4 protein-coding genes are annotated in these 12,134 nt (G+C 65.1%); 2 read left to right on the top strand and 2 right to left on the bottom strand.

All coding sequences use genetic code 11. The features are described from left to right. Nucleotides 1-4: 4 nt before the first annotated feature. On the top strand, nucleotides 5-2,065 hold the full coding sequence (locus VWY75_RS09685) for a hypothetical protein (protein ID WP_416538268.1): 2,061 nt from the start codon (nucleotides 5-7) through the stop codon (nucleotides 2,063-2,065). 31 nt (nucleotides 2,066-2,096) lie between these two features. On the opposite strand, the gene pbpC is transcribed toward VWY75_RS09685, so the two are convergent. After that, nucleotides 2,097-4,166 carry a penicillin-binding protein 1C gene (gene pbpC / locus VWY75_RS09680; RefSeq protein ID WP_416538267.1) on the bottom strand — a complete coding sequence of 690 codons (2,070 nt, stop codon included), beginning with the start codon at nucleotides 4,164-4,166 and terminating at the stop codon, nucleotides 2,097-2,099. Nucleotides 4,167-4,180: 14 nt separating this feature from the next. Then, nucleotides 4,181-9,490, bottom strand: a complete 5,310-nt coding sequence (locus VWY75_RS09675; RefSeq protein WP_416538266.1) for an alpha-2-macroglobulin family protein — start codon at nucleotides 9,488-9,490, stop codon at nucleotides 4,181-4,183. A 307-nt stretch (nucleotides 9,491-9,797) separates the two neighbouring features. Here VWY75_RS09675 and VWY75_RS09670 point away from each other — a divergent pair, with 307 nt between their 5' ends. Then, nucleotides 9,798-12,128: a response regulator gene (locus VWY75_RS09670; protein ID WP_340546404.1), complete on the top strand. Its 2,331-nt coding sequence runs from the start codon at nucleotides 9,798-9,800 to the stop codon at nucleotides 12,126-12,128. The last annotated feature ends 6 nt before the right edge of the window (nucleotides 12,129-12,134 follow it).

Below are 12,134 nucleotides of genomic sequence, written 5' to 3'. Positions count from 1 at the left end.
ACAGATGACACAGACCATCCTCTTTGACCCACTGGTCCCCTGGCCGCTGATCGGCCTGCTTGCGGCGCTGTCGGTTGCGGTGCTGGCTCTGGCGGTCTGGAAACGCCTTGCGGGATGGCCGATGCGTGCGCTCGCCGCTCTGGTGCTGATCGCGGCCCTCAGCGGCCCGGTGTACCAGATCGAAGACCGCGCCGCGCTCAGTGACATCGTTCTGGTGCTTGAGGATAAGACCGCCAGCCAGGCCCTGTCCGACCGCCCCGACCAGACAGGGGCCGCCCGTGCCGCATTGGAGACCGCCCTCAGTCAGCGCCCGAACACCGAGGTTCGCTGGATTGCCGTCGACAGCGTCCCGCCGCGTGATGGCAGCAGCGACAACAGTGGCACCCTGCTGATGGGCGCTCTGGCCGAGGCGCTTGCCAATGTGCCGCGCGGTCGGGTTGCCGGGATGATCGCGCTCAGCGATGGCCAGGTCCATGACATTGCGCAGACCCCGGCCCTGCCTGCCCCGCTGCATCTGCTGCTGACCGGTCGCCCCAGCGATTGGGACCGGCGGCTGATCGTCAAGAACGCCCCCAGCTTTGCCATCATCGGTGAACCCGTGACCCTGACCCTCAGGATCGAGGATCAGGGCGAGGCCCCCGCAACCGGCAATCTGGCAGAGCTGGCGATTTCCATCGGCGGCGCCGAACCGCAGCGCTTCAACCTGCCTGTCGGTGTCGATTTCGACCTGCCACTGACCCTGCCACATGGGGGGCGCAACGTGATCCAGTTCACCGTCCCCACCGCCGAGGGCGAGCTGACCGATCGCAACAACGCCGCGCTGGTCCAGATCAACGGGGTGCGCGATCGGTTGCGCGTGCTGCTGGTCTCGGGCGAGCCGCATCCGGGCGGGCGCACCTGGCGCAATCTGCTGAAATCCGACAGCGCGGTGGATCTGGTGCATTTCACCATTCTGCGCCCACCGGAAAAACAGGACGGGGTACCGGTCGATGAGCTGTCGCTGATTGCCTTTCCAACGCGGGAGCTGTTTCTGGAAAAGATCAATGATTTCGATCTGATCATCTTTGATCGCTACAAACGGCGCGGCATCCTGCCGGCGATCTACCTCGACAATGTGGCCGATTATGTTGAACGCGGAGGCGCGGTTCTGGTGGCGGCAGGGCCGGATTTTGCCAGCGCCGACAGCATCTATCGTTCTCCGCTGGCCAGCATCCTGCCTGCCAGCCCCTCGGCGCGGGTGCTGGAGCGCGCCTATCGCCCGGAAATCACCGATCTGGGCCAGCGCCACCCGGTTACCGCCGATCTAACCGGCACCTCCGACTGGGGCCGCTGGCTGCGGCAGATCGAAGTCGACGTCCCCCAGGGCAATGTCCTGATGAGCGGCCTGGATGACCGCCCGCTGCTGGTTCTGAACCGGGTCGGCGAGGGGCGCGTGGCGCTGCTGGCCTCCGATCATGCCTGGCTCTGGAGCCGGGGATACGAAGGCGGCGGCCCGCAGCTTGAGCTGCTGCGGCGCCTTGCCCATTGGATGATGAAAGAACCCGAGCTGGAAGAGGACGTCCTGTCAGCCGAGGCAACCGGACAGCGTATGCGCATCCAGCGCCGCAGCCTGGGCGAAGATGTCGGCGATGTCACGGTCACAACCCCCGATGGCAGCACAGTCACCGTCACGATGACCCAAACCGCGCCCGGCCGCTGGGAAGGCCGCTACGAGGGGCCGGAACCCGGTCTTTACCGACTGGAAGAAGGCAGCCAGTCCACCGTCATCGGCCTCGGCCCTGCGGCGCCGCGTGAATTTGAACAGACCATTGCCACCGGCGATATCATGGCCGCCGCCGTGGCCCAGACCCGTGGCGGCGTGCGCGCGCTGCACGACGGTATCCCGAGCCTGCGCGATGTGCGCGAGGGACGCGTTGCCGCTGGACGTGGCTGGATCGGACTGACCCCGCGCGACGCCTATCGCACCGTCTCGGTCAACCAGACGCCGCTGCTTCCCGCTTGGCTGGTGCTGCTGCTGGCCAGCGCGGCGATTCTCGCAGGCTGGCTGCGCGAAGGGCGGCGGTGACCATCAGCCTTTGCGGGGTGCCGGATCTGCGCTACTCACCTGGGCGGGTGATCCGCACGCGGGCCTGATCGGAGCGACCATTGCGATCAACCACCACCAGTGTTGAAAATCCGCGCTCCATCCCCGGCAGATCAATGCTGCGGCGGCGGGCGCCGGTCACCACCGGCTTTTGATTGGCCAGCACCAGAAACGGCGCCTCGCCGCCTTTGATCCGCAGGGTGACCTGTCCATCCTCTGCCAGCATCAGCGCCGCACCGTCCGGTGGAAACGCCAGCTGCACCGCGTCAGCGGGCTGGCCACCCGCCCGACCGCCGTCAAAGCGCTGCAAGGGCAGCGGCAGCTCCGAAGTGGCCACCCGCAAGGCCGGGCGAGGCGCCGGAGGGAGCGGTGCAAAACCGGTCCCGAGCCGCCCGAAGGCCTCAAACAACAGTGGGGCCGCCAGCTCCGCGCCAAAGGCGCCCGGCACCGGCGTGCCATCGGCCCGGCCAAGCCAGACACCAACCACATGGCGACCATCCCAGCCAATCGCCCAGGTATCGCGGTGCCCGTAGGACGTCCCTGTCTTATAGGCCAGCACGCCAGCAGGCGCACCTGCTGGCGGCGGCACATCGCGCAGAACATCGGTGAGATGCCAGGCTGAGACCTCGCTCAACAGGCGTGGCATCCGTTCAAACGACGCCTCCATACGCACCCGCAACCGAGGCCCCTGCCCGCCCGCCGCCAGCCCGGCATAGACCTGCATCAGATCATGCAGCGACAGGCCCACCCCGCCCAGCGCAACCGCCAGTCCCGGCTTGCCGCCGGGCAGTTGCGGTCGCGCGCCTCCGCGCCGCAGGGCTGACATCAACCGCGCCGGACCCAGCGCCTGCATCACCCGTATTACCGGCGTATTCAGCGATAATTGCAGCGCACGCCGCATCCGCAGGTCGCCGCGATAACCTCCGTCAAAATTCTGTGGCGCATACCCGTCGATATCAATAGGCCCGTCGTGGATCATGGTTTCCGGGTGCGCCAGCCCCTGATCAAAGGCAAGACCATAGACCAGCGGTTTCAGCGTGGACCCCGGCGAACGCGCCGCGCGCGTCATATCCACAAACCCCTGTCGCAGATCATCCTGATATCCGGCTGAGCCGACCGAGGCGAGGATCTCGCCGCTCTGGTGATCGGCCACCAGCACCGCCGCCGACAGCCGGGCGTCCTGCCGCGCGACGGTCTGCGCCACCAGCCGCGCCAGCCGGTGCTGTAATCCGGCCTCCACCGTCAGATCAATCCGCGCAAGCTCCGGCGTCTCGGCTATCACGCGATCCGCCAGATGCGCGGCCATCTGCGGGAAGCGGCGCATTTGCCGGGGGATCCGCGCCCGCTGCGCAGCCTCGGCCGCCTCCACCGGCAAGACGCCTGCGGCTGCCATCCGCGCCAATACCCGGTTGCGGGCCATCTCTGCAGGTTTCGGAGCGCGATCCGGGCGGCGCGCCTCCGGTGCCTGCGGCAAGGCGACCAGCAGCGCCGCCTCGGCCGGAGACAACCGCGACGGCTCCTTGCCGAACCAGGCATAGCTCGCCGCCCGCACGCCTTCCAGATTGCCACCAAAGGGCGCGTGAACCAGATACAGCTCAAGGATCTGCGCCTTGGTCAGGCGCCGCTCCAGCGCCAGCGCCAGCCGAATCTGGCGCAGTTTTCCTGCCCAGCGCCCGGTGCTGCCATCCTCCAGCAGCCGCGCCACCTGCATCGTCAGTGTCGAGCCACCCGAGACCACACGCCGCTGCCACACCGCCTGCGCCGCCGCCCGCAGCAGAGCAAGCGCATCAACGCCGCCATGGTCGTAGAACCGCTTGTCCTCATAGCGCAGCAACATCGCGCGATAGCCCGCGTCGACCTGATCCGGCCGCACCGCCATCCGCCAGATCCCATCGGCAACCGGATAGGCCCGCAGCAACTGGCCGTTTCGGTCGCGCACCTCGGTGGCTGTCTCCGCCAGTGTTGCGGGCATCGGCGTCCGGGCGATCCAGGTCTCGACCCCCAATCCCAGCGCAGCAATGGTCACGCATAGGGCAACTGCCCCTCCCAGCAGCCGCCAGGAGGAGCGCGCCCGTAGCCGCATCTTTGGCGCGCGGATCACCGGACCTGCACGCGCCCGGTGCCGGTACGGGCCCGGCTGGCGGGCCGGTACATATCCTCAACCGACGCCGCCGGGTGGTGGAACAGTCCGGGCGTCACCGCCCGCGCCACATAGGCCAGCGTCACCGGCGCCCCGGCCTCGTCGCCGCGGCCCCTCCGCAGATCGACAGCCGCCAGAAACCGGTCCGCACGGAATTCTGCATGTCGCGCGTCGCTCAGCGTCAGCCAGTCTAGCCCGCTCAGATCACCGGATCGCAGCAGGCTGGGATTATCAATCTCCAGCCCCGCAGGCAGCGGATCATTGATCATCAACCGCGCGCCACCCGGCTCAAACGGGACCACCCGCAGCACGGTGACAAAGCGGTCGCCAACCGTGAACTGATCCGGAGCCAGTGCCTCGCCCTCCAGTGTGTAATAGCTCCGCTCGATGCTGTAACCAGTTCCCCCTGCCGGCGCCGCCACCAGCGGAACGCCAAGGGTGGTGAGGGTTATATCGACCTCCTTGCCCGTGGCCGCCGTCAGCGCCAGCGGATCGCGATCCTGATCTCCATCCAAGACCTCAACAAATGGACCGTCCGTCGCCTGTCCATTGACCAGCAGACCGGAGCCACCACCGCCCTCGATCAGCGCATGAGCCGCCATCAGCGTCCAGGCGCTTTCCTGCGTGGACAGCAGCCGGCCATCGGCTGTCAGGCCCGCGCTCAGACGACGGCTGTCTACCGCCTGCGAACCGGCCTCGCTGGCCAGGGCCAGAACACCGGCCTGATCGCGGCGCTGGCTGCCATAGTCGGCGCGCCACAGGGTCGGATCGGGATCATCCCCCTGCAACATAGAGGCCGCCCGGGCAAACATCTGATCGGCCCGGCGCTGATCGCCATAGGCCGCCAGCGCCGCCCCGATCTGGGCAACGGCCAGGGGTGTGGCGAAATCCGCAGCCTTAACGTCTGCGTAATAGCGCAGATCGCCCATCGCCGCCTCCCCCTCGCGCGCCAGCACCAGCAGCGCATAGGCGATGTCCTCACCTCCATTCTCGAAATCGGGGGCATAATTCACCCGGTTGCGCAGGTTGTCCAAGGCCTGCCGGAACCGGGTGTCAGCGACCTGATAGCCCTGCACACGCGCGCGGCTCAGAAAATCGCTGGCATAAGCATCCAGCCAGAAATCACCGCTTTCGGCGCGCCACAGACCAAAACCGCCATTGCTGGCCTGCCGCGACAGCAACTGCTGAATGGCGCTGTCAATCCGGGCGGCAACCTGCGGCCCGTCACCCAACCCGGCAGCCTGTGCCACCGACGACAGATACAGCAACGGCAGCGCCCGGGATGTGATCTGCTCGGTACAGCCATAGGGGTAGAGGTCGAGGCCCGTCAGCAGACCCGGCACGTCGAACCGCGCCAGCGGCCCCGCGGACATCACTGCCCGCGCGCCGCCCGGTCGCAGCCCGGTAAAGACGTCAGATGAGAACAGAAAACTATCCCCCGCCGCCAGCCTGAACCGTCTGGTTGTGGCAACCATCGGATCATTGGCCCGCACCGGCAGGCGCAGCGTCTGGATCAGCGTTTCGCCCTCTGGTGTCGTCACGGCGAGCTCAATCTCCGGATCTCCGACAGCCAGCGCTTCGACCGGCAGCATCAGGGTGGTATCTGCGCCATCGGCCAGCTCCAGGACTTGCGGCAATGTCCCGATCTCAAGCCCGCCGCCAAGGACCCGCGCCGCAAGGCTCAGTTGGCCTGCGGGCCCATCTGCATGAGTGAGCTCCACAAGAACCCGGCTGCTGTCTCCGGGCGCCAGAAAACGCGGGGCATTGGCGCTCACCACGATCGGATCGCGCACCACCACGTCCCGCTCCGCCTGTCCAACCGCATCTTGCGACCAGGCGACAGCCATCACCCGAACCGTGCCGTTAAACGCTGGCAGCGCGATCGGCACCTCGGCCGTTCCATCGGCCTTGACCTTCACGGGACCGGAAAACACCGCCATCAGATCCTGCGTCGGTGGCGGCGACTGCAGTCGCATCCCCGCCCCAGCATCGCCGCCGGAGCGCACCCGGCCCAAGGCGCCGTTGCCACTCTCGATCAGGCGACCGTAAAGATCCCGCAGCTCCATCCCGAGCCGCCGCTGGCCATAGTAATGCGCCAGGGGGTCCGGACTATGAAACCCGGTGAGGTTCAATATCCCAAGATCAACCGCCGCCAGCGTCAGCCAGACCTCTTCACCGGGAGCGGCCCCCGCGACCTCGACGCGGGCCAGCTGAGTCCGGCGGGGGCGGGCCACCTCGGGGAGGTCCAAGGTTACCTCCAGCGCCTGGCCAGGGCGAATGACGCGAGCATGGGCAAGCCCCAATGCGCGGGTCGGGGTCTGATCCGCCTTGCCAGCAAGCGGCTGCACCACCATCGCCGAGACATATGCCCCGCTGCCCCAGTCGGCACCAACTGCCAGTGGAATCACCGTCTCCCCGGCGGGAACCTCGACCATCTGGCGGCTGATCAACCGGTTCGACATCACCGAAACCAGAGCCGTGCCAGCCGCGCGGGTGACCAGCCGTAACCGCGCTGTATCGCCGGGCTGATAACTGTCGCGATCAAGAAAGACATCCAGCTGGTCGGGCGTATCAGCCCCCTCGTCAGGCACATACCACCCTGCATAGAAATCGGTCGAAGCCGCCACATAGGGCGTGCCCCGATGTTCGATCACCAGCTCATACCGGCCCCAGTCCACCGGCTGCTCCAGCACCAGAGGCGTCGCCGCGCTCAGGGTTGCCTCACCCGTCGCGATCCGGCTGCGCCGGGTGGTCGGCTCCCAGTTCCAGTTGCCGTAGAGCTGATACCACTGGTAGCGGGTTTCCACCCGGTTCAAACTCCATGTGACCGGCATATCCCGCGTGCTACCGTCCGGGGCCAGCGCAATCACCGAAAACCGCGCCGCATCGCCCTCTGCGACGACCTCTTCAAAAAGCGGCTTGATACCAATCACCGGCCCGTCAGGCTGCATGGGCACAGTCATCTGCCGTTCGACGGGTCGCGCGCCCCCATCGGCCAGCCGGGTGGTCACCTCCGCAATCAGAGGCTGACCCGGCGCGTCAATCTCCGGCAGTGTCACGGTAACCACGCCCAGACCCGAGGCATCGGTGCTCATCCCGCCGAAATAGCGGCTCTGCGGCGCGACGACCTCGTCATGGCGACCAAAGCGATAGCCCGTCCAACCGCTCACCTGTTCCGCCGGGCGCAGGGTCACCTCGCCCTCGATAGTCAGGTCGCGGCCCGGGGCACCAAACAGATACCGCGCTTCGATCCGCAAGGGGGCGCTTGTGCCCGGACGCAGACCTTGGTCGGTTCCTGCCGCCAGCTCTTGCGTGAAATCAATGCGTTCAGGCAGAAAATCCTCGACCAGAATTTGCCTGCTGGCCAGCGCCGGGGCTTCGGGGTCCGACAGGATCGACAACCGCCAGGTTCCGCGCGGTGCCGTATCGCCAATCGGCAGGCGGAACACATGGCCGCCCAGCGCCCCCTGATCGGAAACCACCCGGGCGTATTCGACCCCGTCCGGGCGGTTCAGAACCGCGATCAAGGGCACGCCCGGAAGCGCCTCGGCCCTCGGATCACGGGCAAGGGCGGTCGCATGAATCACCTCACCCGCACGATAAGCCCCCCGATCAGTGGTCAGGAACACGTCAATCGGACCCGGCGCCAGACGCCCCTCCACCCCCCGGTCCGACAGATCAAAGGCGGCGTCCCGCAATGAGAGAAAGGCAAAATCGACCTCCGCCGCGTCCTCATCGCCGCTCAGCGCCATGATGACAGCCGGAGCCGATGCCCCCTCTCCACGGGTCAACCCCGCGTCGAAACGGGCATAGCCATCAGCGTCGCTGACTGCCGTCCCCAGCACCGCGTTGGCATTGGAGACCAGCTGCAAACGAACGCCCCCGCGCGGCGCGGCATCTGCCAGTCCCTGTACCTGCACATGCAGCCCATCACTGCCCAGCATGGTGCTCAAACCCAGATCGGTCAGCACGAACCATTGGGTTGCCGCAGGCGCCTCATAGGGATCGGCCCCGGGAACCTGCGCGCTCAGCGCATAAAGACCTACCGGCTGATCCGCCAGCGCCTCATCAAGCGGCAGCCGTGTGGTCACCAATTGGTTCAGATCCTGCTGGACCTCCGCGGTGCCGGTCCAGATTTCCTCGGCAATATCGCTGGCGAAATGTTCATCCTGCCACTGCGACAGCGGCCGGGCAAAATAATCCTCCTGTAGGGTTCGCAGCAGGTTGCGATCGCTCACACGGCGCAGGCGCAGATCGAGCGTGGTCGCGTTTACCGTCTCAACCGGCACCGCCACCTGATCTCCCTTGGGCAGCACATAGGACCGCCCGGAGAAACGCACGTTGGGGGCGCGATCCCGCACGTAGTGGGTCAGCGTTACATCCTTGGCCAATGTCTCGCCGGTTGCCGCCGGCAGCCCGCGCCGCAGCATCACCCGGTAGCGGGTGCCATGCTCCACACCGTCAATACACAGCTCGCGCGCGGTCGACTCGGCAACCAGACGCGGATCGGCAAGTTTTACAAAGTCGCTGTAGTCGATCCCGCTGCGTACCAAATCTTCAGAAAATTCGACACAAATGCGGGGCGATGCGCTGTCGCTCTCAACCCGGCTCCCGGTGACACGAAATCCATATTTGGCAATTGCCTCATCCAGACGCAGTGACAGTTTCGCGCTGGTGTCACGATCTGCCGCCAGCCGCAGAACCGCCAGCGCGGCACGTCCCCGCCCCAGCTGTTCCAACGCCTCTGCGGCGGTGATCAATCCGGCCGCCTGCGCCGCCGGCTGCGAACTGCGCAGATAGGCATTGAGCGCCGCGGCAAAGGCCTCTTCATGGGCGCGGCGTTGAGCGGATCCGTTGAGTTCCTGACGCAGCAGCCTGCGGGCATAGTCCAGCCACAGATCGCCGCGATCGCTCAGCACCACAGCCTCGGCAACCCACCGCAGCGCCGCTGCCGACGGCGCCCCCTGCGCCGCAGCAATCAGATCCTCAACGCTGGATCCACCCGTTGGAAAGCGCAGGCCAAGGTTTTCTGCCTGTTTGGACACCGCAGCCAGATCCGCAACCTCCAGCCCCTGCAAGGCCGCGGCGCGCTGTTTGGCCGCCTGCTTCTCTGCCGCACCGGCGAGAAGCTTATGCGCTGAAAACGCCCCGTCATAGGGCGACGGCTGATCCATCGCCGATTTTGGGAAACAGGCGTTTGATCGGCTGTTGAAGGCAAACCCGACACAATCGGTCTGAGCCGAACAAGCCCGCGCGCAACTGCGCATATCGGTGTCAAAAAGCGGCCCAAGATCGGCCCCGAAATGATCGGTGTCGCGCTGAATGACATAGCGCGTTTCCGGAAAAATTGAATCAGCGAAAACAACTAATGGTTGAACAAGCCAACCGCACAAAAGTACAACAAATGAAACAGGCACACGCACAATAGAACCCTCCAGACCTGCCAAGAGGCTGGCACGGGGTTAACGCCATAGCAAGATATCGCAACGTAACAGATGAACTAATCTCAATTTAATCTCTGCCCGCCAAAGTAGGGCAGACAGGTCGTGTTGGTTTTATGTGGAGTTCGCAGGGATGAACCTTGCTGACAGATTGACGGAAGAACGACGCGCGCGTCTCGCGGCGGAGCGCCTGCTTGAATTGAAGCAGGCGGAACTTTCGGCAGCCAACCGCAAACTCGGGCGCCATGCGCTGGCACTGACCCGCCAGATCGGCGTCACCCAGGCCGAGGTCGCGACGGTGCGCGACGAAAACGCCAAGGTGAAATCGGACCTGTCCACCGCCAACGAAAAGGTTGAGCGCGCCGAGCGACGGCTTTGGCATTCGATCCAGGCCTTTCAGGACGGCTTTGCCTTCTTTGATGCTGACAGCAAACTGATCGGCGCCAATGGCGCCTATCTCGACCTGTTCGACGGGCTGGAGGAAGTGGCGCCGGGCGTCTCCTACGTGCGGATCCTGCAGATTCTCACCGATGAGGGGCTGGTGAACACCGGAGAACAGGATCCCGATCACTGGCGCGCCCAGATGTCGGAGCGCTGGCTGTCGCCCTCCCCCGAACCTGTGGTCGTACGGATGTGGGACGACCGCTACCTGCGGCTGCTGGATCAGCGCGGCCATGGCGGCGATATGGTCAGCCTGGCGCTCGATATCACCTCCACCGTCCAATACGAGGAGGAGCTTGAGGCCGCCCGCGAGCGGGCCGAGGCCGCAAATCGTGCCAAATCCGCCTTCCTGGCCAATATGTCCCATGAGATTCGCACCCCGATGAACGGTGTTGTCGGCATGGCCGAGCTGCTCAGCGACACCAATCTGAACGAGGAACAACAGCTCTACGCCAACACGATCAAAAACTCCGGCGAGGCGCTTTTGGTCATCATCAATGATGTGCTCGACTATTCCAAGATCGAGGCGCAGAAACTGCAGCTGCATCCTGAACCCTTTGATCTGGAGCGCAGTGTGCATGAGGTGCTGATGCTGCTTCAGCCCACCGCACGGGACAAGGGGCTGACACTGCTGCTGGACTACGATCTGTTCCTGCCAACCAGCTTCGTCGGGGATCCCGGACGCATTCGCCAGGTGCTCACCAATCTTGTCGGCAACGCGGTGAAATTCACCTCAGAAGGTCATGTTGCCCTGCAAATCACCGGCATCTCCAATGCTGACGACAAGATCTGTTCGATCCATGTCACCATCGAAGACACCGGCATCGGCATCCCCGCAGAGAAGGTGCAGGACATCTTTGGCGAATTCAATCAGGTCGAGGATGAGCGCAATCGCCAGTTTGAGGGCACCGGCCTTGGCCTTGCGATCTCAAAGCGGCTGATTGAACTGATGGGCGGCGAGATCTGGGTCGAAAGCGAGGAGGGCAAGGGGTCCTGTTTCGGTTTCCGCATGGAGCTGCCACTGGCAGAGGGCGCTTCAACCAGCATCCCGACGCTGCCCAAGGGGCTGTGTCAGGTCGTGGTTATCGAGTCCCAATCGGTCATGCGCGACGTGCTCAGCAAACAGCTGGCGACGCTGGGGCTGGATGTGACGGTCTTTGACAATGGCACCACCGCAATTGCCCAGATGCCTGAGGACGTCGATCTGGTCATCTGCGATGAACAACTGCCCGATCAGGATGGGGTCGAACTGGCCCGCAAACTGCGCTCCGGCTCCTTTGCCAGTGTACCGATCCTCATGCTCAGCAGCGACCCCACAGCAGCCAGCAACGCGGTTGTACAATCCGTGACAGACAGCGTGCTGCTGAAACCGATCCAGCGCGACGAGCTGTTCCAGCGGCTTGTCGACCTGCCCAAGCGTGGATCAGCGGCGCGTGCCGCAGATATGGTTGAGCCGGTTGCAGCCACACCGCAGGTGCTCGACACGGTGGCCACACCGCTGCCGTCAGCGCAGCCAACGGCCCCGGCGCCCTCCCCGACCGTGGCGCCGACCCTGGCTCCGGCCCCGATCGCCGCGGCGGTCGATGCCACCCCGACGCCCCGGCTGATGCGGATTCTGGCAGCAGAAGACAACCGGACCAATCAGCTTGTGTTCCGCAAAATGGTGAAAGATCTGAACATAGATCTGCAATTTGCCAGCAACGGGATTGAGGCGGTGGAGGCCTATCAGTCCTTCCAGCCTGACCTGATTTTCATGGATATCTCGATGCCGGTGATGGACGGCAAGGAGGCAACGCAGAAAATCCGCGCGCTGGAACACGGCACCGGCATCTACACGCCGGTTGTCGCCCTCACGGCCCATGCCATGGCCGGAGATTCAGACGGGATTCTCGCCGCAGGTCTGGATCACTACCTGACCAAACCCCTGCGCAAGGCGCTGATCCACGAACGTATTCACGCCTATCTGCCTGCAGAGGCGGCGCCGCTGGCGGATGACGACCTCACCCAGACCGGCGCCGCCTGATCTGCA

The organism is Phaeobacter sp. JH20_08 (genome assembly GCF_048056635.1).
Lineage (GTDB): Bacteria > Pseudomonadota > Alphaproteobacteria > Rhodobacterales > Rhodobacteraceae > Phaeobacter > Phaeobacter bryozoorum.
The sequence above is the reverse complement of the archived record's forward strand: the minus strand, read 5'-3'. Positions and strand labels throughout refer to the sequence as shown.

Coding starts and splice junctions, on each gene's coding strand:
- VWY75_RS09685 (WP_416538268.1), top strand. CDS start 5: ATGACACAGACCATCCTCTTTGACCCACTGGTCCCCTGGCCGCTGATC.
- pbpC (WP_416538267.1), bottom strand. CDS start 4,166: ATGCGGCTACGGGCGCGCTCCTCCTGGCGGCTGCTGGGAGGGGCAGTT.
- VWY75_RS09675 (WP_416538266.1), bottom strand. CDS start 9,490: ATGCGCAGTTGCGCGCGGGCTTGTTCGGCTCAGACCGATTGTGTCGGG.
- VWY75_RS09670 (WP_340546404.1), top strand. CDS start 9,798: ATGAACCTTGCTGACAGATTGACGGAAGAACGACGCGCGCGTCTCGCG.